The organism is Vibrio sp. D404a (genome assembly GCF_030248535.1).
Taxonomy (GTDB): domain Bacteria; phylum Pseudomonadota; class Gammaproteobacteria; order Enterobacterales; family Vibrionaceae; genus Vibrio.
The window spans coordinates 34,880-61,001 of sequence record NZ_JAHGAJ010000028.1; the positions used below are offsets into that span (position 1 = coordinate 34,880).

The 26,122-nt window shown below is 45.1% G+C and carries 26 protein-coding genes and 2 pseudogenes; 12 read left to right on the forward strand and 16 right to left on the reverse strand.

Annotated features, from left to right (window positions below; genetic code table 11):
* Positions 1-79: 79 nt before the first annotated feature.
* Positions 80-487: pseudogene (locus KI655_RS17215) on the reverse strand (carboxyl transferase domain-containing protein); the annotation flags it as partial.
* Here KI655_RS17215 and KI655_RS17220 point away from each other — a divergent pair.
* Positions 480-575: pseudogene (locus KI655_RS17220) on the forward strand (LysR family transcriptional regulator); the annotation flags it as partial. The pseudogenes KI655_RS17215 and KI655_RS17220 overlap by 8 nt on opposite strands.
* Here the strand turns inward: KI655_RS17220 and KI655_RS17225 are convergent.
* Together KI655_RS17225 and KI655_RS17230 are read right to left on the reverse strand one after the other, a co-directional pair.
* On the reverse strand, positions 566-1,291 hold the full coding sequence (locus KI655_RS17225) for a metallophosphoesterase (RefSeq protein ID WP_285407412.1): 726 nt from the start codon (positions 1,289-1,291) through the stop codon (positions 566-568). The pseudogene KI655_RS17220 and the gene KI655_RS17225 overlap by 10 nt on opposite strands.
* Positions 1,292-1,358: 67 nt before the next feature.
* Positions 1,359-1,853: a YcxB family protein gene (locus tag KI655_RS17230; RefSeq protein WP_285407555.1), complete on the reverse strand. Its 495-nt coding sequence runs from the start codon at positions 1,851-1,853 to the stop codon at positions 1,359-1,361.
* Positions 1,854-2,097: 244 nt separating this feature from the next.
* Here KI655_RS17230 and rcnR point away from each other — a divergent pair, with 244 nt between their 5' ends.
* Entirely contained in the window at positions 2,098-2,373 is a 276-nt protein-coding gene (gene rcnR / locus KI655_RS17235) for a Ni(II)/Co(II)-binding transcriptional repressor RcnR (RefSeq protein WP_285407414.1), read from the forward strand.
* A 7-nt stretch (positions 2,374-2,380) separates the two neighbouring features.
* On the opposite strand, the gene KI655_RS17240 is transcribed toward rcnR, so the two are convergent.
* Together KI655_RS17240 and KI655_RS17245 are read right to left on the reverse strand one after the other, a co-directional pair.
* On the reverse strand, positions 2,381-2,557 hold the full coding sequence (locus tag KI655_RS17240) for a DUF1289 domain-containing protein (RefSeq protein ID WP_285407416.1): 177 nt from the start codon (positions 2,555-2,557) through the stop codon (positions 2,381-2,383).
* 1 nt (position 2,558) lies between these two features.
* Positions 2,559-2,996, reverse strand: a complete 438-nt coding sequence (locus KI655_RS17245) for a hypothetical protein (RefSeq protein ID WP_285407418.1) — start codon at positions 2,994-2,996, stop codon at positions 2,559-2,561.
* Between the two features lie 330 nt (positions 2,997-3,326).
* Here KI655_RS17245 and KI655_RS17250 point away from each other — a divergent pair, with 330 nt between their 5' ends.
* From KI655_RS17250 to KI655_RS17270, 5 genes are all read left to right on the forward strand, one after another.
* Positions 3,327-5,243 carry a methyl-accepting chemotaxis protein gene (locus KI655_RS17250; protein WP_285407419.1) on the forward strand — a complete coding sequence of 639 codons (1,917 nt, stop codon included), beginning with the start codon at positions 3,327-3,329 and terminating at the stop codon, positions 5,241-5,243.
* Positions 5,244-5,532: 289 nt separating this feature from the next.
* Positions 5,533-6,426, forward strand: coding sequence for a metal ABC transporter substrate-binding protein (locus KI655_RS17255; RefSeq protein WP_285407421.1), 894 nt, complete (start codon positions 5,533-5,535; stop codon positions 6,424-6,426).
* Positions 6,427-6,490: 64 nt separating this feature from the next.
* Positions 6,491-7,372: a manganese/iron ABC transporter ATP-binding protein gene (locus KI655_RS17260; protein WP_285407422.1), complete on the forward strand. Its 882-nt coding sequence runs from the start codon at positions 6,491-6,493 to the stop codon at positions 7,370-7,372.
* On the forward strand, positions 7,372-8,307 hold the full coding sequence (locus tag KI655_RS17265) for a metal ABC transporter permease (RefSeq protein WP_285407556.1): 936 nt from the start codon (positions 7,372-7,374) through the stop codon (positions 8,305-8,307). The genes KI655_RS17260 and KI655_RS17265 overlap by 1 nt, the downstream gene beginning before the upstream one ends.
* Position 8,308: 1 nt before the next feature.
* Positions 8,309-9,151, forward strand: a complete 843-nt coding sequence (locus KI655_RS17270; RefSeq protein WP_285407423.1) for a metal ABC transporter permease — start codon at positions 8,309-8,311, stop codon at positions 9,149-9,151.
* 86 nt (positions 9,152-9,237) lie between these two features.
* Here KI655_RS17270 and KI655_RS17275 read toward each other — a convergent pair whose 3' ends face one another.
* Positions 9,238-9,735 (reverse strand): heme-binding protein, encoded by a 498-nt coding sequence (locus tag KI655_RS17275; protein ID WP_285407424.1) that lies wholly within the window; start codon positions 9,733-9,735, stop codon positions 9,238-9,240.
* A 209-nt stretch (positions 9,736-9,944) separates the two neighbouring features.
* Here KI655_RS17275 and KI655_RS17280 point away from each other — a divergent pair, with 209 nt between their 5' ends.
* Together KI655_RS17280 and KI655_RS17285 are read left to right on the forward strand one after the other, a co-directional pair.
* Positions 9,945-10,619 carry a response regulator transcription factor gene (locus KI655_RS17280; RefSeq protein ID WP_285407425.1) on the forward strand — a complete coding sequence of 225 codons (675 nt, stop codon included), beginning with the start codon at positions 9,945-9,947 and terminating at the stop codon, positions 10,617-10,619.
* Positions 10,603-12,015, forward strand: a complete 1,413-nt coding sequence (locus KI655_RS17285) for a HAMP domain-containing sensor histidine kinase (RefSeq protein WP_285407427.1) — start codon at positions 10,603-10,605, stop codon at positions 12,013-12,015. Before KI655_RS17280 ends, KI655_RS17285 begins: the two co-directional genes overlap by 17 nt.
* Positions 12,016-12,113: 98 nt before the next feature.
* Here KI655_RS17285 and KI655_RS17290 read toward each other — a convergent pair whose 3' ends face one another.
* Entirely contained in the window at positions 12,114-12,314 is a 201-nt protein-coding gene (locus tag KI655_RS17290) for a hypothetical protein (protein WP_285407429.1), read from the reverse strand.
* Positions 12,315-12,669: 355 nt separating this feature from the next.
* Between KI655_RS17290 and KI655_RS17295 the strand changes: the two genes are divergently transcribed.
* Together KI655_RS17295 and ihfA are read left to right on the forward strand one after the other, a co-directional pair.
* Entirely contained in the window at positions 12,670-14,811 is a 2,142-nt protein-coding gene (locus KI655_RS17295; protein ID WP_285407430.1) for a diguanylate cyclase domain-containing protein, read from the forward strand.
* 409 nt (positions 14,812-15,220) lie between these two features.
* Complete coding sequence (gene ihfA / locus KI655_RS17300; RefSeq protein ID WP_004734853.1) at positions 15,221-15,517, forward strand: integration host factor subunit alpha; 297 nt, start codon at positions 15,221-15,223, stop codon at positions 15,515-15,517.
* A 150-nt stretch (positions 15,518-15,667) separates the two neighbouring features.
* Here ihfA and KI655_RS17305 read toward each other — a convergent pair whose 3' ends face one another.
* Together KI655_RS17305 and KI655_RS17310 are read right to left on the reverse strand one after the other, a co-directional pair.
* Complete coding sequence (locus KI655_RS17305) at positions 15,668-16,657, reverse strand: ABC transporter substrate-binding protein (protein WP_285407470.1); 990 nt, start codon at positions 16,655-16,657, stop codon at positions 15,668-15,670.
* 183 nt (positions 16,658-16,840) lie between these two features.
* Positions 16,841-17,614 carry a RelA/SpoT domain-containing protein gene (locus KI655_RS17310; protein ID WP_285407472.1) on the reverse strand — a complete coding sequence of 258 codons (774 nt, stop codon included), beginning with the start codon at positions 17,612-17,614 and terminating at the stop codon, positions 16,841-16,843.
* A 281-nt stretch (positions 17,615-17,895) separates the two neighbouring features.
* Here KI655_RS17310 and KI655_RS17315 point away from each other — a divergent pair, with 281 nt between their 5' ends.
* Positions 17,896-18,549, forward strand: coding sequence for a thiopurine S-methyltransferase (locus KI655_RS17315; RefSeq protein WP_285407474.1), 654 nt, complete (start codon positions 17,896-17,898; stop codon positions 18,547-18,549).
* A gap of 139 nt (positions 18,550-18,688) precedes the next feature.
* Here KI655_RS17315 and purT read toward each other — a convergent pair whose 3' ends face one another.
* From purT to KI655_RS17350, 7 genes are all read right to left on the reverse strand, one after another.
* Entirely contained in the window at positions 18,689-19,864 is a 1,176-nt protein-coding gene (gene purT / locus KI655_RS17320) for a formate-dependent phosphoribosylglycinamide formyltransferase (protein WP_285407475.1), read from the reverse strand.
* Positions 19,865-20,032: 168 nt separating this feature from the next.
* Positions 20,033-20,920, reverse strand: coding sequence for a cytidine deaminase (gene cdd, locus KI655_RS17325; RefSeq protein WP_285407476.1), 888 nt, complete (start codon positions 20,918-20,920; stop codon positions 20,033-20,035).
* A 360-nt stretch (positions 20,921-21,280) separates the two neighbouring features.
* Positions 21,281-21,958 (reverse strand): CidB/LrgB family autolysis modulator, encoded by a 678-nt coding sequence (locus KI655_RS17330; protein WP_285407477.1) that lies wholly within the window; start codon positions 21,956-21,958, stop codon positions 21,281-21,283.
* Position 21,959: 1 nt separating this feature from the next.
* Entirely contained in the window at positions 21,960-22,331 is a 372-nt protein-coding gene (locus KI655_RS17335) for a CidA/LrgA family protein (RefSeq protein WP_285407478.1), read from the reverse strand.
* Between the two features lie 46 nt (positions 22,332-22,377).
* Positions 22,378-23,802 carry an exodeoxyribonuclease I gene (sbcB, locus tag KI655_RS17340; RefSeq protein ID WP_285407480.1) on the reverse strand — a complete coding sequence of 475 codons (1,425 nt, stop codon included), beginning with the start codon at positions 23,800-23,802 and terminating at the stop codon, positions 22,378-22,380.
* 198 nt (positions 23,803-24,000) lie between these two features.
* Positions 24,001-24,849 carry a sterol desaturase family protein gene (locus KI655_RS17345; RefSeq protein ID WP_285407481.1) on the reverse strand — a complete coding sequence of 283 codons (849 nt, stop codon included), beginning with the start codon at positions 24,847-24,849 and terminating at the stop codon, positions 24,001-24,003.
* An 86-nt stretch (positions 24,850-24,935) separates the two neighbouring features.
* Positions 24,936-25,973, reverse strand: coding sequence for a DUF2804 domain-containing protein (locus tag KI655_RS17350; protein WP_285407482.1), 1,038 nt, complete (start codon positions 25,971-25,973; stop codon positions 24,936-24,938).
* Positions 25,974-26,122: the final 149 nt, after the last annotated feature.

The following is a 26,122-nucleotide window of genomic DNA, read 5'->3' on the forward strand; positions in this document are numbered from 1 at the left end:
AAGTCCGGCATATTCGCCGGACTTTTTGTGTATGTCATATGAGTGTTGCGACGCGTTACTGCTTACCACATTGCGTGTGTTAGCTAATTTGAATCTGTCTATTTGTCATCATCGCGATGAGTCTTGCCACTCGCTCACGCATGTCACGTCTTTCTACTATCATGTCAAGTGCGCCATGCTCTAATAGAAATTCGCTTTGTTGAAAATCCTCGGGTAGTTTTTCTCGAACGGTTTGTTCGATTACTCTACGGCCTGCAAAACCAATACGAGCTTTGGGCTCACCGATGTTGATGTCACCAAGCATCGCCAAACTTGCTGAGACACCGCCGAAGGTTTGGTCGGTGAGCACCGAAATGTAGGGAAGCTTTGCGTCAGACAGTCGTTTTAGCGCAGCGCTGGTTTTTGCCATTTGCATTAATGCCATCAGTGATTCTTGCATGCGCGCGCCTCCACATGCGGAAAAGCAGACTAAACCACAATTTGCTTTTTACGCATCAAGAAAGCATATAGCGAAGAAGGTTCCTGCGTTTATAGAGCATCTACAAAGCTGCGCAAACCAGAACGACTACAAATAGATTGCTTGGTAGTCGATAGAATTGGCAGACAGCGTGATTTTACTTAACCCAATCTTCTCACTGCGATTGTATTCATCGAGTGAGTGGTCAAATCCATAGGCGGTTGAAGGGGCCATATATTGAGTGACACCATGTTGTGTCTCAACTATGCCATCATGGCCGTGACCACAAATCACATCACCTACACGATACTTGTGAAGAACCTTCATAACATCAGTATCGTTCTCCAAGCGAATCGCTTTCATCCAGTCTGAACCGACAGGAATAACAGGGTGGTGAACAACCACAATTGGGTTGTCGGACTTTCTAAGATGCTTTTTTAGCTGTGCCATACCCAGATTATCAATACGACCTGAGCCGAGTGGGTGACGTTTATCGAGTGGTTTGAAACTTGAATCGAGAAACACAAACTCTCGCTCACAAACGAAGGCTTTGTCGGTCACACAAATGGTTGAGCCTTTTAGCTCTTCACGCATCAATGCAGAGTCATCATGGTTGCCTGCAATCGCGTAAATCGACTTGTTGCTAACGTGTTGTTTGATGAAGGCTTCTAATGCAATGTAATCGCCCGGCTTTGGGTTACAACAAATATCACCTGTTAGGAAAATCGTCTTACAGCCATCGTCACTGTTAGCGTATTCCAATGCTCGACGCAGGTTTTCATAACTGGATTCATCGGAAAGGTGACAGTCACTGATTTGATATACGATAGTCATTGTTGTAGTCCGGTTATGACAATTGGATAAAGAAAATACTCACCACAGGGGCAGGCATTGATAGGGATTAGTTTGTTTTGGCTGCTTTGTGCTGTTCAACCATGAACGCGATCGCTTCGTCATTCAAACAGGACTTACTTACGTACTGGCGCTGTTTACCAATATGGATGATAAAGCCGAGGTCAGTCTGCTCGAGCTCGTCGATTTGGCTCCATTTGATCGTGTTGGTGGTTTTGTAGTTTTTGTAAGTCACGCCGTCCAAGTCGCCTTTAAAAACCACCTTGGTGCCCGAGCCAGAACTGATTCTCTGACGCCATAACCACCAGGTTCTTTTACAGTACACACTAAAAGCTTCAATCACACTGAGAACAATGAAGAACCAACCTACATAACCGTTCGGAAGCAGTTCAAGTTCTAATACAACTACACCAAAGACAAGGAACAGAAAGGCCTTTAAATAGGCTTTAGGAAACTGAACGGGTACGCTCGTTTGGTCATAACACTCTGCGAAGAAAGCTTTTTCGAGGGTGTACTCTGTGGTGAAGCCGGGTTCTTTAGACATGTATCGATACTTTAAGGTTCTGTGTAAATGGGGAACTTGTGCTGCTGTTGCACAGTGTCTGCATTGTAGCGCTTCTTGAACGCTTTCTTTAGTCATTTTGCTTCTGATTTGTAAATCGATAATACCGTTAGAGCCGTATCACTGGCAACGCACATCCAAACATCAAAAATCAGAACTACCCCCCAGTATAATTTAAGTGCTACATTAGCGGTTAAATCCTTGTACCAATTACCTTGAGCACCTTATGTCACACACAGCCAAAGATCAGAAAAAACTCAAAGCCCGAGTAAGCAAAATACAAGGTCAGGTGAATGGCCTAAAGAAGATGTTGGATAATGATGAGCAGCAGTGCCAAGACGTATTACAGCAGATAGCGGCCATTCGTGGGGCGGTCAATGGTTTGATGAGAGAAGTGATTAAAGGTCACCTTCTAGAACATGTTGTACTAGAAGATGACAAAGAGCAGCGTGAACAGGATATGGAAGTGGTCCTTAAAGTGCTGGACTCTTACATTAAGTAATGAGTGATTATCGGCTCATTTGCGATTTTCTTTTTACTAATTCTTTTTTTAACACGTTGATGGCGTAGGGCTTCATTGATTTCCAAGCCTTACACTCTTCACGCGTTCTTCCACAACCTAGACACCAGCCTTTACTGTGGGAAAAGTCGCACATATCGATACAAGGGCTTTTCTGTTTTTTCATGTTATAGCCTATCTAGTACTTTATCGACGCTGGCTTCTAGAGCGCGCAGTCGGTTGAACTCTTCAAATAGACGTTGTTCTAAGTTCTTGAAGTTTAATGGCAGAGTTCGCTGACAAATACCGTAGCTGTTGTCTTGAATTTTGTACCCTTTCCAGCTCTCAATTCGGCTTTTCTCCATCTCCTTAAACTGACGGATGAACTCCGCTTGAGCAGGGCAGTCCTCTTCGGCGTGCATGCAGACAGGGAAAGACTTTTGCTTAATTTGAGGCCCTTCAATAAAAGTTTCAAAGTGAATACCGCCCTGGCTTTGGTTGAACCAAGTCTCTTTGTACAACTGTAGGTACTCTCCACGGTTGTAAATTTCCCAACCATCGTCAAACCAATTTGCATTTCTTAGCATCTTTTCTAGATTGCGGAAAACGCCTTTAACATCTTTCATTCAGAAACTCTTCTTCCGTGGTACTTAGGATAAATTGCTCAAAAAACTATACTCCCCCTCAGTATAAAATACTACCCCCTAGTATATGTGGGTATTGGTGAATTAAGGCGTACACCGATCCTGCAACACCTAGATTCGCGTTCTTCATTTATTGAAAATTGCACAGATTCGTCGTGTAGATCTCTTTTTTGAACCTTGTCATAAAAACTTCACCTCCTTGCTGATAGTTTTATTTGTAACTGTTGTGTTATAACGAAATTTGTATTGGTTCTGTGAATAATTTATAGAACCTGCCGTAATTACGTCAGTACTCTAGGTCGGGAGATGTATATGAGAAAAGGAAGTCTAGGTTTCAAGGGGATTCTGTTAGGTTCCGTTGCCTTGTTAATGACGGTGTTATTAATGGCGAGCGAGCTGTATGGATATAAGCAAACAGAAGAGTTCGTAATAAAAGATGTGGAGAGGTACTTCACTGACTACACCAAGCAACAGTCTCTTACCGTCGAGCAATACTTCGCTCAAAAGGCAGCCAGCGTTTCAAGCATCGCCAACCACTATAAAGATAAACCCTTCCCAACAAACTACGTAGAACAAACCCAAATTCTTGCCAAAGCGATGGACATTGGCAGTGTCGTTCTCTCTCTAGACAACGGTGATGGTTACTGGAACCAGAGTGCAGACACATGGCCGAATCATAAATACGATGGTGATGTAACCAAAAGGGAGTGGTATCTGCTTGCCCAAAGACAATCTGGTGTGTCAGTCACTGAGCCCTACATCGCAAGCGACGGTGTTATCTGGATTAGCTTTGTACAGAAAGCGTTTGATGGCACTTTGTCGTCAGATTTGACGCTAGACTACTTAAACCAAGTCGTTAAACAGGTATCGGAGATCCCGGGTGCAGTGGCGATCATGATGGATCAAAACACCACGGTTCTGGCTTCTTCTTCGCCGGAAATTAAAAATGGTGTGAAGGCGTCTGAGTTAGACGGATTTGGCAGCGTTGCACTGAATGCGGTGAATCAACCTTCTGCTCTTCAAGAGTACGACCTTGATGGTACAGGTAAACTTTTGTTCTCTAATGCGTTTAAGGTCGCTGACAAAACATGGTATTTCGCGATTCGTGTTGATGAGTCGGTCGCTTTTGCAGAGCTATACGACTTGCGCCAAGAGAAGATTGTCAGTGTATTGCTGGTGATCTTGTTTACTGTTTTGACGCTAACGATTGTCTTTAATTATCTATATCGCCCTGTGTTGGCACTGCGCGATTTGGTTGAAGGGTTAGCTCAAGGTAATGGCGACCTGACTAAGCGATTGCCAGAAACCTCGAACGATGATTTGGGCCGTATTGCTAAAGGAATAAACGGATTCGTATCTCAACTGCAAGATATGGTACTTGAGGTTAAGTTACTTTCATCAGAGCTGAAAAGCAGAACGGCTAATCTATCAGAGCAGTCTCGTGTGAGTGCGGAAAGGTTGACGGAACACGCTGCAGAGACGGAACAAGTAGCCACTGCGATTGTAGAGATGAACTCGACCGCAGAAGCTGTTGCGCAAAGTGCTTCGCAAACGGCTCAATTGACTCAAAAAGCGGAATCACTTGGTCATGCGTCAATGGACACCATCGAGCGCTCTAAAGAGAGTATGGTCGAGTTGAGATCAGACATCGATATGGCGATGGAACGTGTTCAGGAGATGAACCTCAAGTCAGAGAGCATCTATTCTATCTTGACGGTTATCAGCGATATTGCAGAACAAACCAACCTACTTGCACTTAATGCAGCGATTGAAGCGGCGCGCGCTGGCGAACAGGGTAGAGGCTTTGCTGTGGTTGCCGATGAAGTGAGAAACCTTGCTGGCCGCACCAAAACCAGTACCGAAGAGATTGAAAAGGCGCTGAATGAACTCTTGGTTGGCAGCAAAACCATGGTCGAAGCAATGGAGAGTACCAAAGCTCGTTGTAATGATACCGAAGAGAGCACCCATGGCTTAGAGGCCAGCGTTGCTGAAGTGTCTGTGCACATCACTGAGATTAACGACGCAAGTATGCAGATCGCGACGTCTGCAGAAGAGCAGAGCGGCGTAACACACGAAATTGGCCGCAATACTAATCAGATCAACGATATTGTTGTCGCGTTGAAAGCGGCAGGTATTGAGATGGATGAAGGTGCAGCCAAGTTGGTAGAGGTGAATAACCGACTCGATGACTTGATGAGCAAATTCAAAGTGGAAGAGTCTAATCGATAAACGAATTCCCATCCTCACGATTAACAGAAGTTAAACAAAGCCATCGCGCAATAATTTGTGTGATGGCTTTTTTGATCTATGACTTTGCTTCTGAAATAGCCTATCTAATCAGAGTCGAGCCTTGCTCATCCTCTTTTTCTTCCATCTTCATTCAAGTTTCCAAAACACGAAAATTTAAATTGATAATGAGAATTGTTCGCATTAATATGGTTTGTAAATACGAACCATTCGCAAAATTCGCAGATGTGTTAGCACAATATTAAAGATTCTCATCATCAAGGAGATAGGTATGAAAAAACTCGCGTTGGCTGCTTCATCGCTGCTGTTGGCAATGTCGCCCCTGGTTAATGCTGCAGAAGATAAGATGAAGGTAGTGACTACTTTTACTGTCTTAGCTGATATGGCTTCAAATGTCGCAGGAGACGCAGCTGCAGTAGTGTCTGTCACAAAGCCGGGTGCCGAGATTCATGGTTACGAACCAACGCCGAAAGATATTGTTCGCGCGTCTGATGCTGATCTTATTCTCTGGAACGGGATGAATCTGGAATTGTGGTTTGAGCAATTTCTCTCAAACATGAAAGACGTTCCTGCGGTAACGCTAACTAAAGGCATTAACCCAATTCCTATCGCTTCTGGCTCTTATCAAGGTAAACCAAACCCTCACGCTTGGATGGGCTTAGATAACGCGCTTATTTATATCGATAACATCGTAGAGGCATTCGCTGAGCATGATCCTGAAAACGCAGCGATTTATGTAAAGAACGCAGCGGCTTATAAAGCCGAACTCAGAGCAACCATCGAACCTCTAAAAGACCAGATCGCTCAGATCCCTGACAGCAATCGTTGGTTAGTCACATGCGAAGGGGCGTTTAGTTACCTTGCAAAAGATTTTGGCTTGAGGGAATTGTATCTATGGCCAATGAACGCTGATCAAGTCGGTACTCCGCAGCAGGTACGTTCGGTTATCGATGGCGTAAAACAAAATCATATCCCTGTCGTATTTTGTGAATCAACCGTTAATACCTCGCCAGCAAAACAAGTGGCAAGAGATACCGGCGCCCAGTATGGCGGTGAGCTGTTTGTCGATTCGCTATCAACTGCTGATGGCCCAGTTCCTACTTATCTGGATCTGTTAAAAGTGACTTCGACCACGGTAGCAAATGGTCTTACGTCAACGAACTAAGACATATGTTCAACAAGATTAGACACAATGAATTCAAACGGATATTGGGAGTAAAGCACCTGTTATGAATGATGTTAAAAATGAGGAACGCCTTGGCATTTCAGTCAGTGATGTAACGGTTACCTATCGTAATGGTTACACCGCCCTTTATGATGCGGACTTTACCGTCCCGCAAGGGTCAGTGACGGCACTGGTTGGTGTGAATGGAGCAGGGAAGTCGACTCTTTTTAAGGCCATCATGGGCTTTGTTCCTATGTCCAAAGGACAAATCCAAATATTGGGTGAGAGCGTTAAAAAAGCGCTCAAAAGTAACATGGTCTCTTATGTACCTCAGTCGGAAGAGATCGACTGGAGCTTCCCTGTGTTGGTTGAAGAAGTGGTCATGATGGGGCGTTACGGTCATATGAATTGGCTACGCAGACCGAAAGATGTTGATCATTTAGCCGTCGACCTAGCGCTTGAACGCGTCAATATGCTGGAGTTTAGAAAGCGTCAAATCGGTGAGCTGTCTGGAGGACAGAAGAAGCGCGTGTTCTTGGCTAGAGCATTGGCACAAGAGGCGAAGGTGATTCTTTTAGATGAACCCTTTACTGGTGTTGATGTAAAAACTGAGCATCAAATTATCGACCTTCTTAAATCGCTTCGCGATGAAGGGCACGTAATGCTGGTGTCGACGCACAATCTTGGTTCAGTGCCTGAGTTTTGCGATAGAACCATTATGGTCAACAAAACGGTTCTGGCTTCAGGGCCGATTGAAACGACATACACAGAGGAAAACCTCCAGCGTGTATTTGGTGGTTCACTACGACACTTTAAGTTGGGTGGTAATGCACTTCATCACGATGAAGATACAAGGGAACTGACCATTCTTACTGACGATGAGCGACCATTCATTCAGTATGACGGCAAGGCGTTAACCACCAAAAAGACGGAGCCTCAATTATGATGGATCTGTTGCTACAACCATTCAGCTACGGCTATATGAATAACGCCATGTGGGTGTCTGCCTTAGTAGGGGGCGTGTGTGCGTTTCTATCTGCGTATCTCATGCTAAAAGGTTGGTCCTTAATTGGTGACGCTTTGGGACATGCCGTTGTGCCGGGTGTCGCATTGGCTTATATGATTGGTCTTCCATTCGCTTTTGGTGCCTTCATATCTGGTGGAATAGCAGCAGGCACTATGCTGTTTCTGTCTGAACGTTCCGGCTTGAAAATCGATGTGATCATCGGCTTAGTCTTCACTTCATTTTTTGCACTTGGTCTTTTCCTAATTTCAATCAATCCCATCTCTGTTAGCGTTCAAACCATCACCATGGGTAACATCCTCGCGATCACACCGGAAGATACGCTTCAGTTAGTCGTGATTGGTGTTGTCACGCTGGTGGTTCTGTTGGCGAAGTGGAAAGACCTAATGGTGACATTCTTCGATGAAAACCATGCGCGATCCATAGGTCTTAATCCGGGTGTTCTAAAGGCAATTTTCTTCACTCTTCTATCTGCATCGATTGTTGCGGCGATGCAAACGGTAGGAGCGCTATTGGTTATTGCTATGGTGGTGACGCCGGGTGCAACGGCATACCTGCTCTGTGACCGTTTCCCTAGACTGATTTTGGTATCAGTCATTATTGGTAGTACAACAAGCTTTGCTGGCGCTTACATTAGTTTCTTCTTAGATGGAGCGACAGGGGGCATTATTATCTGCCTGCAAACTATTATTTTCCTTTTGGCATTTTTCTTTGCTCCCAAGCATGGTTATTTGGCTGCACGTTTAAGGGCGAGAAAAGCATTAGCAAAGAGCTCACTAGCAAAGAGAGAAAGCTGTGAAGAGCGTGCCTGTTCTGGTTCGCCACTTGAGCACACATCTTTGGCAAAGGAGTATTAGTATGGATTTGTTGTTGCCATTCCAATTTCCCTTCATGCAGAACGCTTTTCTTATCTGCTTGATTGTTGCTTTGCCTACGGCACTGTTGTCTTGCTTTCTGGTGATGAAAGGTTGGGCGCTTATGGGTGATGCTGTGAGTCACGCCGTACTGCCGGGTATTGTTCTAGCGTATGTAACGGGTTTGCCACTATTGCTAGGCGCATTTTTAGCAGGGATGTTGTGTAGTTTCTTAACGGGTTTCTTAGCAGAAAACTCCCGAGTGAAACAAGATACGGTGATGGGTGTTGTGTTCTCTGGCATGTTTGCATTGGGGATCGTGCTTTATGTAGCGTTAGATACTCACGCGCATTTGGATCACATCCTATTTGGTAATATGCTGGGTGTAGATGCGCAAGAGTTAAGTACCGCAGCGATCATCTCAGCGGTGGTTGTTCTTGGTATCGTATTGTTCTGGAAAGATTTCCTATTGCACTCTTTTGATGAGGTTCAAGCTAAAGTAAGCGGATTGAACGTGACGGTGTTGCATTATACCTTGCTGACGTTTCTCTCGTTGACGATTGTAGCCACACTGAGCGCAATCGGGCTTATCTTGGCGATTAGTTTGCTTATCGCTCCCGGTGCAATAGCATTTCTGTTGGTTAAGCGCTTTTCAAGCATGCTGTGGATTGCGAGTGTGGTGAACCTAACGACTATGATGTTGGGCGCGTACTTGAGTTTCCATATTGACAGTGCACCAGCTCCAACAATTGTTTTGACTCAAAGTCTCGTGTTTGTTCTTGCTCTTGTAAGACGTATCTCTATTACTAAGAAGCAGTCGCAAAAATTGCACACAACGACGGCATGACTTGATTGAGATTACTCGTCTGAATACCTGAAAAGCGCTCATACTAGAGCGCTTTCTGTTTATGTAGAGATGCGGGCAAGCGGTGGTTAAAAGAACTTTTTAATCGCTTTGTCTGCGCAAGCTACGTCTAAGTGTCCACCCGGCGCGCCACCTACACCGATTGCACCAATCATAGCGTTATTCAATTGCACTGGAACGCCACCTGCTAAGAACAGTAAATTGTCATCCATGTTTTGTAGAGGCTGCATGATAGGTTTGTCAGCGATGAGTTTCATCAAGTTACCAGAAGGTTGCTTCATGCTTGCAACAGTGAAGGCTTTTTTGCGAGAGCTGTCTAATGTGTGGATACCCGCGCCGTCAGAGCGTAATTGGGCAATGACGTTTCCAGACAGGTCAACAACGGTAGCTGAAACTTTGTAACCATCTGCCTCACATTGATTTACCGCTTCTTGAGCTAGCTGGAATGCAGCTTTGGAAGAAATTTGTGTAACAGATACGGTTTGAGTGTCCGCTGCCAATGCAAAGTTAGAGAAGCCAAGTGAAGCGAAAGCTGCTGCGATAAAAGTACGTGTCATTGTTTTCATGTTTACTCCGTTAAGACATATGTTTGATTGGTTTTGTTTCAGTGACCTGTGTTTAACAACAAGGTGTTTTGATTCAACAAGGCCATACTAACGAACTCATAATTGCCGCAGTCTTTCCGAAACATTACAAAGTTGTAATCTTGGTTATATTCGCGAAAGGATGTTGATAGAGTGTATTGAGAACGAGGCTTACGGATAAATGGACGTTAATGAAAATACTATTGATTGAAGATGATCTTCACATTGCCAAATTTTTGGTGAATGGCTTTCAACAACAAGGGATTAGCGTAACGCACGCGACAGACGGCATTGATGGTCTGCATGAAGCAGTAACTGAAGAGTTCGATGTCATCATTCTCGATATTATGTTGCCGAAGAAAGATGGCTTTGAAGTATTGGCAGAGCTTAGAGGGCAAGGTTACGCAACGCCAGTCATTATTCTAAGTGCTAAACATTCAGTGGAAGAGCGTGTTCAGGGCCTACAATCTGGAGCTGATGATTACTTGGTAAAGCCATTTGCTTTTCCTGAGCTCTTAGCTCGTTGTCAGACGCTGACTCGTCGTGGAAAGCAACCAACCTCACAAGTTTTATCTCTAGAGTATGGTCCGCTTAGTCTTGACCTCATCAAACATACTTTATGTCGCGAGCAGCAGACGATTACTATCAATCAGCGTGAGTTTATGTTGATGAAGCTACTTCTTGAGAACCCAGAAGCGGTGATGTCTAAAACCGCCATCTTAGAACACGTATGGGGGCATCAATTCGACCCACAAACGAACGTTGTTGATGTTCTGGTGTGTCGTTTGCGAAGCAAAGTGGATAAAGGATTTTCAACACCTTTGATTCATACATTGAGAGGTGTCGGCTATGTCCTCAAGTCGTAATATCGAACAGGCTCTGGCGAAAGCTAAAAATCATCTGTTGTTGCGCCTTATGGGGACGTTGCTGCTTTGCTTGTTACTGGTAGAGTTGATTGTTGGGGCAATATTCTTCTTCGATCTCTATCAAACTGAGAAGAAGATCATGACCTCGATGTCGGCTGAGTATCAACGAATTTTAACCTACGACTCCTCCAAGCGACTGACCCATGTGCTGGAGGCGAATCCGCATCGTCTCATAGACAATAATATTGCGGCTTATGCAGTGAACAATCAAAAGCCAAATGAAGCGGTGTTCGTTGCTGGCGACACAAATGTATCAAATAGTATGTCGAATGCGAGTGGTGTTGATTTGCCTCGTTTACTTTTAGAGCATCAGGTTGATGATCAAAGAACGTGGCTCGATAGCTTTGTTTTTAGTCCCTATATGTCGCTAAAAATGACAGGTGAGGATCACGACTTTTGGTTGGTATTGGATAATCGCGCAAGGGATTACATTGCGTTCAATCAATGGTTAATGACGCTCTACGCGCTGGTGGCATTGTTAGTCGTCACGGCAGTCTTTACCCGTAAAATTATTCAAAGTGCTATGTCTCCACTTGTCACCTTTGGTGATTTACTGGACCAGCTTCAGAAAGGAAAGTTGGAGCTCAAAGATGCGCATGCAGAGCCATCACAGGGTTTAGAGGTGATCAGTTCAAGTGTCCGGAGTTCGGTGGCGAGACTTCATCATGTTACAACGACCTTAAATACAACAGTTGATGCGATTGCTCACGATATTCGCACGCCTCTCTCGCGCATCACATTAGCTTCCCAAACCGCTTTGATTAACAATGGCGATCAGCAATCAATGAAAGAAGCGCTAGCCGATTGCTCAGAGCACGCAACACAAGCGGGTAATATGCTTACCGCCCTGATGAAGCTCAATGATGAGCTCACAGGTAAACGCTTACCGCAGAAAACCGAGACTGACGTATCTGAGGTTATCCGTAATGTCGCGAGTTGGTATGAAGATGTCGCCGAAGACAAACAGATTGAGTTGATCGTCGATGTAGAGAGTGAATTGAGGCTTCAGTCGGACCCAGACAAGTTAACGCAGGTGCTTGTTAATCTGCTTGATAACGCGATTAAATATACTGAGCAGGGTAGTGTCACACTGAGTGCTGCACGAACGGACAATGAATCAGTGAGTATCTCTGTTCAAGATACAGGTATCGGTATTGAGCCTAAGTTTCAAGCATTGATCTTTGAACGTTTGTATCGAGTCGATAGCAGCAGAAGTAATGTACAAGGTTATGGGCTAGGTCTCTCACTCGCACTCGCTATGGTCGATAATCTCGATGGCAACCTAACTGTAGAGTCCAAAGTCGGACAGGGAAGTACATTCACGATTTGTCTGTAGTTCCGTTTATATGCAAGTAAATCCAAGGCCTCGCGATGTGCGGGGCCTTTGTTTTTTACTGGATCAAAGCGTTTACCTTTTTCTGCATTCGTTCAGGTTCAGTTTTGATCGTGTTCTGTATTACGCTTTTTGAAGTAACCAATAGCTAACCAAGCCACATAACTGATGGCTCCAACGATAATCGCTGAGCGGAGCAGGATGGGCGCGTCATGCTCAAGTTGACCAACATGAGGAACGATACTGGCAAATAAGCGACTGGTAAAAAGCAGTCCCATTACTAACATGATGACTTTATTCATGTGGTAGCCTTTTGATGATGAACGATGACAAAGGCAACAGCCTAACGCCATTTTTCATGACGCGATTAGTGCTGCTATTCGCCTCTTTATACTGTATATCTCTAAAAGAATGCGCCTCACTCAGTCTGTGGTCAACGCGATTTCTTCCAAAATCCAGTAAGCTTAAATTCCACTTTTGGGGCTACCAATAGTTGCCAATGGTTTGGTGATATTTGTTCATCAGAAAGATCACGGACGAGTTAATTTCTTTGGCTAATAGCATCGATACAATCTTGCGAAATGGGATGCGGTTAGTGTCCTTTTTATTATTTTTCGGTATGCTATGTTAATAAATTCTGTTTAGCGACTGAAACTGATGCAAGAAAATCCAAATACAACCGGTGCCGAATTAGAGGCGATTACTTTGCTAACCCAACTGCGTGGCGACCGCAGTGTTGATGCAATAGCGAAAGCGCGTGAGCAGTTGGGAAGCATAGAGGAGCACTACGGAATTGAGTTGAGCCCTATTTACAACCAATATCTCGGGGCGGTTGAGGCGTTTCGCTGTGATCGACTTGATGAAGCTGTAGAGCGTTTTCTCGGATTTTTAGAGCGCTTAGAGTCTGAGAGTGGTAACGACATTCTGCTCGCGTACGCCAATGTATACCTTGGGACGATCTTCGCATCGAAAGGGGAGTTCTACCGTGCACTCGACTACTTCAAGTCCGCAGAATCGAGCCGGAGAGGTTCGGATCATAAACTAGGGCTGTTTTTAAACATCAATCTCGGTGGTATCTATATCGACCTAGAACAGTATCCCAAAGCACTTGAGCACAGTGAGTATGCCCTAGAGCACAGTAAACACGTCACTAACCCGGTTAACTTATCTTTAGCACTGTGCAATCAAGCCATCTCCTTGGCACACACAGAACAGTTAGACCAAGCACTAGAGGTGATTGAGCGTTCCTCTCAACTTGCACTAACAAATGAGAATTGGCACGGCTACACCTACAGCCGTTTCTATTACGCTCTGATTTTGTCAATGAAGGGACAAAATAAGCAAGCATACACCGCCTACAAAGAGAGCTTCGAGCTGGTTAAACAGCATGCCGATACCTATTTAAGCATCGAGTTCTATGACAAGTATTCTCAGTTCTTATATCGCTGTGGTCACTATGACTTTACCGTGAAATTTTGCCAACAAGCGCTTCGTGCTAAAGGGCTGACCGATAATATTCGAATTAAGCTATCGCTACTCAATACACTCGCTCAGTGTTACCAACAACTTGGTGAGCATCACCAAGAGTGTGAGGTGCTACGTGAGGCGTGTGCGACCTACAAGACCCTGATTAATCAGAGTAAAGATAATGAAGTCAGTTATATCGACTCGATTTTGCACCACACACGCGCACAAGCGGAAGCCAATAACTCAGACTTGTTTACGCGCAACCTTAGCTACCTAAACGAGTTGGGGCAGATGATTGCAAGCACAGAGGATCATCAAACCGATGTACTCAAGCTGTTTGACCATATTGGTGAGATTGTTCCGTGTTCCGCTTTTAGCCTAGCTTTGTATCGCGCCGACCGTGATGTACTCGATTATAAATACTTACTTGATGAGGGTGAGTTTCAGCCTGCCTTTGAAGTGGAGTGTGACTGTGTGTCGAGAATTGGGATTTATGCACTCAAGAATAATGAAACCTTGGTGCTAGATACTTGTAGCGACCAAGAGCTTGAGCTGTATCTAGATAGTGGATGCTCGGCTAACAATACTTGGATCAATGTTGATGAACAGCCGCCACAGAGTGGTATGTCGGCAATATGCACGCCCGTGGTCTTCGATGGTGAGACTTTGGGTGTCATCAGTGTACAAAAGAGCGAAAGCTACGTTTATAAAGACTTCCATGTACAGGTGGTGATGCAGTTAGCAAACTACATTGCGGTGTCGTTGAAAAACCAATTACAACGCCAAGAGTTGGAAGATAACCGCCAATACATGGAGCAGATCTACCGTACCGACCATCTAACGGGTTTGAAGAATCGATTTGGCCTTAGACCCTATTTAGAAGAATTAGCGACTCGCTATGGCTCAGGCTTTGATATCGCAACCGTACTGATCGATGTCGATTATCTTAAGGCGTTTAACAACCACTATGGGATGGACAGAGGCGATGATCTTTTGGTTACGATCGCCGATATTCTGCGTTATGTCTCTAAAGGAGAGGGTGAAGCGTTCCGTATTGGTGGGGATGAGTTCGCCATATTGCTACCGTATCCTAAAATCGATAAAGCGATAGATATAGCACAAGCGATTAAGGCACACCTAAAACGCAGTGAAATAGAAAATCATGGCGCGGAAACTGAGACGTTTGTGACTTGCACCGTGGGCGTGGTTGACTCTTCAAATATGCAGGATGTCGTCGCGTTTGAGCAACAGGTGCTAACAGGAGAAAGGGCACTGATTAAGGCTAAAAAGCATCAGCGGAATCGATTGTTACGATACGAGTATACGAATTAAATTCTGCTGATTAATAAATAGCATGAAGTTCTGTGTATGAATTATCATCTCTGTTGAGATTAATGTTAAATCAAGTGGCTGATTTTATTGAGTATAAGAGAAAAGTCTCGATTTTGGTGAAAAGTGTCAATTAAGTTTTATATTCTTAATTATTTTAATTTAATGGTTTTTAGTTCTGTTTGAGCTTGTGTGGTTAGAGGTTTTTCAGCTTTATATCCACTTAATTAAGAGTGTTATCTTCTTGATTTGCATAAATAATTAAAGAGTTCAGATAAAAAAGTTGGCGAAAATCAGAAGCTTGGCATACACTTTCCTTGTAAACAGCCTTATCTCATTGATTGAATAGGGTAAATGCTTTGGCGCTACTGACGATAGTAGCAAGGTTTAACATAGCTTTGAGGAAAGTTTTATGGCACTCACGAAGGCCGATTTGGCTGAGAACCTGTTTGAAACACTCGGATACAGCAAGCGGGATGCCAAGGAAACGGTTGAAGTGTTTTTCGAAGAAGTTCGTAAGGCACTAGAAAATGGCGAACAGGTAAAACTGTCAGGTTTTGGTAATTTTGATCTTCGCGAGAAAAACGAGCGTCCAGGTCGTAACCCTAAAACTGGTGAAGACATTCCAATCTCTGCTCGACGTGTTGTTACTTTCAGACCGGGTCAAAAATTAAAAGCCCGCGTAGAAAATATTAAAATCGAGAAGTAGCCAAGCAATAGACCACGCCTAGCGTGGTCTTTTTTTATGTCTGTATCTATCTGGCTATCGAGCACTGAATCTCGATAGCCGTGATTATCTAAATAACCTTTCATTAACTCACAAATAATGATGTTAGAAACGAGCGGCAGCGAACACTTTTTACAGTGCTTGCTCAACGCGCTTCGCTACATCTTGTGGAACCCAACTAGTCCATACTTCTGGTGAAGTCTCCAAGAAGTGATACATCGCTTCTTCGGCATCGGCTTGATTATCTTCCATCCAAGCGAGCAATTCGCTCATCTTTTCATTGGTAAAGCCACGCTTTTGGAAATACTGGTAAGCGACAGGTTGTGCGGTGGCAAAACTCTCCGTGGTAACGGTGTGCACAGGCGCTGCCGGAAACATAGTCACTTTTGGTGATTCGCAATCTGGCTGAGTGGTGCAGTTGCGAAACTCTTCAATATCGGTTCCGCTACCAAAATCAACCTTTACCATATCGTATTTGCCGAGAACCGGTGTTGGTGACCAGTAGTAGCCAAACCATGCTTTATTGCGCTCATACGCTTTGGCAATTGTACCTGCGAGTGCTGCGCCAGAGCCTGGATCAATCATTTCAAAGTTATGCTCTTCCAGTTTCAGGGCATCAAAGAGATGGCCCGAGGTGATTTGACAGGTCCAGCCGGCAGGACAACCATAAAAGGCAAACTTTTCGTCACCTTCTGGGTGCTCAAACAGCTTGGCGTTTTTTATGACTCCCTCAATCGTTGTAAGCTCTGGATACTGCTCAACAAGGTAACTCGGAACCCAGAAGCCTTCCTCTCCGCCATTGGTCAGAGATTTGCCCGCATAACGCAGCCTCTTGTCAGCCACACCTTTGTCGAGTGCCTCCTTAATGCCGTTAGTCCACAGTTCAGGAGCAACGTCAGGCTGGCCTTTTTCAATCATTGAGGTGCCTGTAGGAACACTGTCACCGGGTATCAGCTGAGCATCACACTCATAGCCCTCATTAAGGATAAATTGGTCGACATGAGCGATTAGGCTGGCAGAGTTCCAGTTCATATCAGCGATAGTGAATTCACCACACTCATTGGCGTAGCTGGAAAGGGGTAGAGCCGAAGCAAGCAAAACAATAGATGGAGTAACCTTCATGTGACTTAATTCCTTTTATATGTCATCGGGTTGAAGGTCTATAGAAGCAGAAAAGCGCACAGGATGAAAGAACAGAAAGCCGATCGACAGCACGTATTCGTCGAGCGTTTTAATCACTCACATCTAAAAGGCGGTCTATGTTGACCGCCTTTTAGATGTGAGTGATTCGTTTTTAATGTTTCATTACGCCGCTTTAATGTGCGTTGTAATGTATGGCTGCCAAGCTTGCTGATACAGTTCTAAAGATTGGCTTCTTAGGTTATTGATTTGCGCCGCTTCAATATCGTTCAGAGAGCGGTTTTGCGCCAATGCGTTACGCTCAATGCCTTGAATGATTTCATACAACTCATGCTCTGGGCCACTTTTCACGTCGGCAATGGCTTTAAGGTGAAGCTGAACTTCTGCAATGATGTTGGTTTTTGGCAAACGAACCAACAGGTTAAGGTCACGGTAACCAGAATCTGCAGGTGACTTAAACTTGTTTTTTACTTTGACCACATCGGCTTCACGGCTGACAGCTTCATAGACTTCAACCAAGCTCTCTACGTCATTCGCAATGATGGTTGCACGAGCAAGGTCGGTGATTTTTGTTACGTCACCATTCAGCTCTAACGCAATTTTTTCTTCAGCACGAGCCTGTGATTTTACACCGGCAAATAGCGCTTCAGAGTTAGTTAGTAGTGCTGTACTTTTACAGATGGTTTCTAGCTCAGCTTGAGCTTGGTGAGATTTGCTGTAAAGAACGTCGAAATCGTCATGGGGTTGAGTTGGATTTGAGTCAAACGCTTTGATGCCGTATAGGCCGCTTAGGCTGTGACGGAATACTTTCGAAGACACTTGGTTTTGTGCTGGGGTGCGAGTTGGTTCTGCTGAGTTAGTTGATACAGTTGCTGCGAATGCAGGCGCGCGGCTCAATACAAGAAGCATTAGTGCCGTGGTACGGAGAAATACACTCATTCAAACTCCAAAATACGAGGTTACAAAACGGTGAAACTAAAAGGGGTAACCAGTAACGCTAAGAGCAAATTGTTGTTCAAACTGTGGTGTCTCTACATACTATATGGGGCCGTTTGAACAGAAGCCAACCTTAACGTTTTCTCTTGTTTTAGTATGTGAACATATAGACAAATTAAAGAAGCGTTAGTTCCACATTTTCAAGAACTTTGACCTATGCCAAGGTTGCTCTTACCTGTCTATCCTGTACCCTTGCATTATTGACTGAACAACATGAACGAAAGATGAATAATCCTGAATTTTGGCACAATAAATGGGCCGCAAACCAAATCGGTTTCCACTTAGAAGATGTGAACCCACTGCTCGTGAAGTTTTGGCAGCACACTGAGCCTAGCTATGAAAAGAGCGTGTTTGTCCCGCTTTGTGGCAAGAGTGAAGATCTGGTGTGGTTGGCGTCTAAGCATGAGGAAGTGCAGGGCGTTGAGCTGAGCCAAATCGCAGTCCGTGCGTTCTTTTCTGAACATTTTTATACGCCGATGGTGACGCAGATTAATGGTCAACATGAGCTATACCAATTTGATGAACTGAGTATCTATACGGGCGATTACTTCACTGCGCCAATTCAAGCAGTAGATACCATCTACGATCGCGCTTCGTTGGTGGCGCTGCCAAAAGAGATGCGCGTTCAGTACGTCGAGCGTTTGAAGCAGCTGTTGAAGCCGGGCGGTAAGATTCTATTAGTCACTCTGGATTATATTCAGGAAGAGATGAGCGGTCCTCCATTTAGCGTACCAAGAGAGGAAGTCGAGGCGCTGTTCACAGGCTATAAGATCACGCTACTAAACCAAGACATTGCAGATGAAGATCATCCTAAGATCGCCAAGAAAGGTCTATCTCGTTTTAGTGAAGAGGTTTACCTGATCGAGTGTCAGGGTTAAAACACGTCGCTGATAGCAAATCGTTGTGGATTTGAAATGAAAAGACGGGCACATCAGCCCGTCTTTTTATTTGTGCTCAGTAAACGTCTTTCTATTTGTGCTCAGAAAACTGAGCTACCGAATAGAATAGGTCTATTGATTAGTAGATCACCTTGATCTTTGAAGCGCTCTCGACAGCGTCTTCGATTGCAGACTCAATGCTGTTACGACGAGTGAGAGCAACACCTAGGCGACGACGGCCATTGATGTCAGGCTTACCAAACAGTCGAACCTGTGTTTGAGGTGCGTTCAGAGCGTCTTGTAGTCCTTCAAAGCGAATGTTGGTTGATGTGCCTTGACCAAGTACAACAGCTGAAGCACATGGGCCGTACTGAGTGATGCTCTTGATTGGCATTCCTGTGAAGGCGCGAACGTGCAGTGCGAATTCAGACGAGTCTTGAGATAGCAGGGTTACAAGGCCTGTATCGTGTGGACGCGGTGAAACTTCGTTAAAGATAACGTGGTCGCCTTTTACGAATAACTCAACACCGAAGATGCCGTAACCACCCAGTGCGTCAACTACCTTGCCAGCTGTGTATTGCGCTGCTTTAAGTGCGTTGTCTGACATCACTTGTGGCTGCCATGATTCACGGTAGTCACCGTCTTCTTGGCGATGGCCAATTGGTGCACAGAAGTGAACACCGTCAACCGCACGAACGGTAAGTAGGGTGATCTCGTAATCGAAGTCAATAAAGCCTTCAACAATCACACGTCCAGCGCCAGTACGACCGCCTTCTTGTGCATAGTCCCACGCCTTTTGAATGTCTTCTTCCGTTTTAATGACACTCTGACCTTTGCCTGAAGAACTCATTACAGGCTTAACCACACACGGCGTGCCGACGAACTCAACCGCTGCAGCGAAATCTTCATAAGTATCGGCAAAGCGGTATGGTGATGTCATCAGCTTTAGCTCTTCAGCAGCAAGACGACGAATGCCTTCGCGGTTCATTGTTAGCTTAGTTGCGTTTGCGGTTGGAACGACATTTAAGCCTTTCGCTTCTAGTTCAACCAGTTTGCTGGTGGCAATGGCTTCAATTTCAGGTACTACGTAATCCGGCTTTTCTAGCTCGATAATTGCTTCTAGTGCATCACCATCTAGCATGTCTAAAACATGGCTACGATGAGCGACTTGCATGGCAGGGGCATCTGGGTAGCGATCACATGCGATCACTTCTAGACCTAAACGTTGACACTCAATAGCAACTTCTTTGCCTAGCTCACCAGAGCCTAATAGAAGTACACGAGTAGCATTGTCACGAGTGGCGGTACCAAACATAGTTATTCCTTCCGATCTTTTGAACGAGTAATTGAGAACGGGGTGATCATACTTATTCCAACCTTAAAAGCAAACGTTTGCGTGATGATTTTAGTGAATTTTAAGCATAAAAAAAGCAGCCCGTTGAAAGAGGGCTGCTTATGTGAATTGCATGTTAATCAGATGCGATTAGATTGCTAAGTAAGTAACCGGAATATCTGGATTAATCGCTTCTAGCGTTGATTGCGTGTCAGCTAGGTGGCTGATGTTACCTTCTGCGTTTTCTACGAGTGCGGCACTTTCGATTTGATCGAATTCAAAGCCGGCTAGCATTACCTGAATCATTGCAACTTGTAGTGGCGGTAGACTTGGGTTGAACGCTGCGTTCTCGGCGTAAGCACCCGTGAAGATCTCACCATTAGCAAGCTGCAGAGAAACACCACTTAGGTTCTTGGTGTACGGCGCATGGCTGCGGTTCATCGACTCTAGTGCTTTAACAACGATAGGGTTTGTCTCTTCCGTTGTGTATTTGTGGTCAAGCTCAGTCATTAGGCCTTCAGTAATGCCTAAATCAGAAGGGCCGAATGAGTCTGGAAGGTAGTCTTGCAGAGATTTCTCTTCACGCTCCGGCAGTTGAATCTTAAGCTCTTTTGCTGTGGTCAGTTCGTTCATAAACTGACGGCAGTGGCCACAAGGGCTGTAGTTGATGGTGATATCAGAAAGTCCTTTTTCGCCCTTCATCCAAGCGTGGCTGATTGCAGCTTGTTCAGCGTGAACGGTTTGTCCAAGCTGTGCGCCTGCAATTTCCATGTTGGCGCCGAAGTAAATGTGACCAGAAAGGCCGCGCACCACTGCACCTACGTAGAAATCAGAAAGCGGGGCATACGAAAATGCCGCTGCAATTGGCAGTAAAGCTAGGCGAACTTCTTTATCAGAAAGACCGCTTGCATCCAGCAAGCTTTGAAACTGCTCTTTAGAAATAGTGGCGTCAAAGTTGTCTGCTAATACGATGTCACTTAGAAGTGCTTTCAATGAAGCTGGAGCACTTTCCAGCGCCAGGGTAATACGACTGTTCATGTTGAATCCTTAATTGACCTTAGGCTTTAAGTTTATGCAATACTCAGGAATTTTCTGTGATCAATGTCACCATTGAGTGTTGGTTGTTACATTGTGTTGCACAATTAGAGTGAGGTCACAAATGAAATCGTTTGCAGCCTGCAAAGTGTAATTGATGTCACAAATTGTCGGGTGCATCACATTGCATTAGTAAATAGTTTAGTGGAAAAAAAGAGCGCATTTCCCAAAGATTTGTTGGAAAAGCGCTCTGATTTCGTTTGAAAAACAGTGGTGACAATTAACATTGCCAGTGGTGGCTCACTATTTCGATCTTGTGGTTCATGAATACGACCTTGTTGAGCATTAGCTTGCAATAGCAGATCAAGAGTACAGCCACAGCACCAAAGAGAATACCGATGGTGCGAGTATTGAGGTGATAACCCCGCATAAAACCAATGCTAGTGAGCTAAATGCTGCATCTCGAGGATCTTTCTCGGCGCTGGTTGCTGTGCCAAGGGCATGAGATACCGTACCCATCGTCAGTCCGCGAGCTATCGGGCTCTTAATCCCTATCAGGTTGTAAATAGGGTAAGCGAATATCGCACCGAACAGACCAACGAGGAGAACCAGTATCGCCGCGATAGCCGCTTCACCACCTAAATGGCTCGATACTTCCATTGCGATTGGTGTAGTGACTGATTTACCCAGCAAGCTCGCGATTAGACTTAAATCGGAATGGAAAGCCGCGGCAATAAAAGCAGCGCTTAGCATCGACATAATACTACCAACCGCGCAGGCGAGAGTGATGATACGCCAGTTTGCGCGGATCTGTGGCAGTTGCTCATAGAGAGGGTACGCTAAGGCAACAACGGCCGGCTGCAGCATGTAGGTAATCCAAGTGTTGTCTGCGTAGTACTCTTCAAACGGCACACGCCAGTAAGTCAGTATCGGAATAATAATGGCGAGACTGATCAACAGAGGGTTACACAGAGGCGAATTCACCTTTTGGCTAATCCAACGGGCAAATAGAAATACAACAATGGTCAACAGAATCCACATGTTATTTACCCTTCATAATAATTCGGTCTAAGAACCAAGAGAGCGACACCAGAACGATAAGCGTGCCGCCAATTGCGCTGGCTAAAATAGGCAGGGCGTTGGCAACTAACATGTCGAAATGCTCCATGAGCCCAACACTGATGGGTACAAACAGAAGGATCATGAAACGGATGATCAAGCTCGCACCGGGTTGTACCCAGTGAGGTGGGATGATTCCGATCACCATCGCAAAGAAAAGCAGCAGCATGCCAAAAATACTTCCGGGAATCGAAGTATCAAGAAGGCTCTGAATGGCATTACCTGCTGTCAGTGAGCCGATGATCAAGGTAAACGAGATCATCAGGTACACGAGTTGGATCAGTCTCTCTTTCAAAAGGGGTCTCTGCTGTTAGGTTAAGTTATTGAGTGAAGTCGATGGGTTAGCTGGCTAACTTCTCTACGTATTGATAAACGGCTTTGAGTATTGCCATCTTCTTCTCATCGTTTTCATGCTCATGAGCTAGATTCTCAAGGTTGAGCATGTAGTCTTCAAGTCGACTTTCGTAAAACTCTCGACAATGGTTCGCCCATTTTTGCTGTTCTGACTCGTCAAGCGTCCAAGGGAAGTGGCGCGCTTTGTATCTAAATAGCAAAGGTTCAATACGCTCGTCGGCAAAACTGATATCAAGGGCGGCTAAGTTGTTAGGTTCAGTTTGGCGAATGATGTCCATTGCAGCTTTGTCAGAAGGCGAGAAGAAGCCATCATAAAGCTGAGTATCGACGTCGTTGTCTTTCTCATACTCACGCTCAACCGAATACAGGCCAATGAGCTTTTTACGGATTTCTGGATGCTCACGCAGCAGTGCTAAGTTGGCTAAGCATTGTTGACGGTCAATACCAATCGTCTCTGCGTTTTCTGCAGTCAGCGTTTTGGCTGGCGCAAGAATTGGGCACTTGTTGAGTTGCACTAACTTGATTGGTACTGGTAGCTCATCAGGGCCGAGCTCACTGTGTTTGGTGTAAAGTCTTTCACGCAACGCGTCTGTGTCCAATTCAAGCAGTGGCGTTGGATCTTTTGCTAGGTCGACAACGATAACCGCGTTTTGGTTAGTCGGGTGCCAAGCCATAGGTACAATCCAGCTAGTGTAGTTGCACTCTTTACCCAGCATGCCAGAAACGTGCATCAGTGGGGTCATGTTTACAATGTCGACAAGCTCGTTCAGCTTACGTTTGTGGCGCATGTTGTATAGGTAGTCGAACATTTTCGGTTGAGCAGCTTTGATCTTTTTCGCCAGCTCAATGGTCGCAATCACGTCGGCCATCGCATCGTGCGCGTTTTCGTGTTCAATACCGTTAGCCACAGACAGGTGTTCTAGCTTAAAGCTTGGGAAACCTTCTTCGTTTTCTGGCCATACAATGCCATCAGGGCGCAGAGCATGAACCGCGCGCATCACGTCTAATAGGTCCCAACGCGAGTTGCCGTTTTGCCAGCTCCACGCATATGGGTCGATGAAGTTACGGTAACAGGTGTAGCGTGTTACTTCGTCATCGAATCGAATACTGTTGTAACCCAAACTTGTGGTGTTCGGCTTAGCAAGCTCCGCGTGAATCTTGGCAATGAATTCAGGTTCCGGTAAACCTTGCGACATCGCTTTCTGTGGTGTGATTCGAGTGATCAATGCAGCTTCAGGTGCAGGAAGGTAATCAGCAGGTGGTTGGCAATAGATGACCAGCGGCTCACCAATGATATTGAAATCTTGGTCGGTGCGAACACCTGCAAATTGGCTTGGTCTATCTTTAGCTGGGCTCGTACCCCAAGTTTCGTAGTCGAAGAAGAAGTAGGTCGGCTGATTATCTGAGCTCATTGAATATCCTGACAGTAGATAGGGTCTACCGTGACTGAAGGTGACTTTTCCTCAGTATCTGACAGGAGGCGGTGGGCGTGCAAGCCGCATTGGAAATAAATTTCATGAAATTGGTGCATTACTATTCAATTGAGCAAAATGCCACGGCTTGAATACGCTAAACACCCTAATCCCAGTGTGGTCGGGCTGTGATTCGGGTTAATCAGATGGTGGCGAGAACATCATTTTGAGTTTCTGCTGCCAGCTATAATGGCTATTTTGGAGATCATGGAAAATCAGTTTCCACTCTTGAAAGGTGACGGTAATTGGATTGTCGCTGTTGACGGGCTTGGTGGTACCGTAGCGAACGGTTTCCACTTCTGGTTCAAAAGTACCAAACAGTTTGTCCCAAATGATCAGCACCCCAGCGTAGTTTTTGTCTATGTATTGGGGGTTGCTACCATGATGAACACGGTGGTGTGAAGGGGTATTGAATATCCACTCTAAAGGTCCAAGCGTGCGTATCCATTGTGTGTGAACAAAGAACTGCAAACCTAGGTTGAGCAAAACAACAAATACGACCCATTTCGGTTCAAATCCGATGATCACCAGCGGCAGCCAGAACACCCACATGCCCGATATTGGGTACATTAGGCTTTGGCGAAATGCGGTGCTAAAGTTCATCCGTTCGGAGCTATGGTGGGCAACATGTGAAGCCCACATCCAACGCGTTCTGTGGCTCGCTCGATGAAACCAGTAATAACAGAAGTCTTGAAGCACCATCAAAGCAACAAATGCCATTAACCCCATCTCAATGTCCATGAGTCGCCAACCAAAGAGCCACAGATACAGGTGCGTTACTAGTAACCCTGTAACCAAATCGGAGAGTTGATGCATTCCAGCCAGTGTGAAATTACACGCGACTTCTGAAAGGGTATAACGAGCATTTTCTGGTAAGTGCCCTTGCTTTTGTCCAACAAAATATTCAGTCAACATACACACGATAAAAAGTGGCGCTAATACCACGAGTAACCATTCTGGGTTGTTGATTAGCGATTCTATATTCATCGGTTGCCTCAGCGTCTATTAATAACAGATTCAGTGTGTCTTCGTAACGGGGTTAGTGTGATGCGCATTTGCAGGTTTACGTTGGTTTACCAGCGAGCGAAGTGATCTTCGGTTAATCCAAGTACCTGAACGAGGTAGTGTACGACCCCGTCATTGTCCTTTATTGAGCCAGAAAAATAGCCAATGAACTGACGGAAATTACTTTTCAGCAAGATGAAGTTGAGCTTCTCGCTACGGTTATTGATTGGTGTGAAGGTGAGATCGATTCGCCGGTCTTCTGAATGGATCTGCCATGGTTGACTAATGTTGTCTCGATCAAACTCAAAATAGACCGCAGGCAGTGGGTGCTTTGTACCTTGAACCCACAACGCGTTTTCACAAGTCCCGGTTTCATTGACTCCAGCGGCTAAATTGAGCCCTAAAGGGTAGAGCGTAGCTTGTTGGTCTATGAGGTGAGTATTGATACTGGCCCAGCGCCAACTGGTTTCCCGACGCATGTAACCTGCGGAAAAGTCGTAACCGCCTAGAGCGTGAGTTAGGTCAACCTCACCACCGTTGATAGTCAGATCGCCACTAACTGAGAGGGCGTTATGCTTTTGCGTGTAAGTCCAACCGGAGTAGCCAGTCTGTGTTGTCATTGAAAGAGGTTGGCTCTCATCGCGGCTTGTCAGGTGCAACTTTGCTTTAACCTGTTCGGTATCAATATCCACTTGCCATTCACCTTTGTTGATAGTGAACTGAATTTGGCGGTTGGCAATGTGAGTCTGACCTTGATAAGGGGAGCGGGTGGTTAACTTGCCGACAGAGAGAGGTCGAAGCCATGATTGCTCTTCGAATGAGTCATCGCTGATGTTGTAGACATAACAAAAGGCAGATCCAAGATAACGAATGTCAGCGATCGCTATGCCTACCACATAGTTGGCTGTGACTAAACTAACAAACTGAAACTGCTTGTAGTGAAAGTGTCGTTGCCACGGGTTGGCAGGGTTATCCATAGAGGTACGATAATCGAACCGTTCAATGTTGAGCTCACGAGGTATCGTATCAAACTGACCAAAGACCGGTTTTCCGTTGGCATCAATGATACTTAGGGGAGCTTGTCGATTAAGTACAGGTTTGTTCATGACTCTCGTTACATTGCATTAACATAATTGCTATTCTAATCAGCAAGAAAGCAAATCGTGAGGTCACTAAAGGACAGTTAAGAGCCTTGAATCACGCTTTGATACTTGAAGTGAATCGGCATTAGAACTAGAAGACGAATAAACAGGAG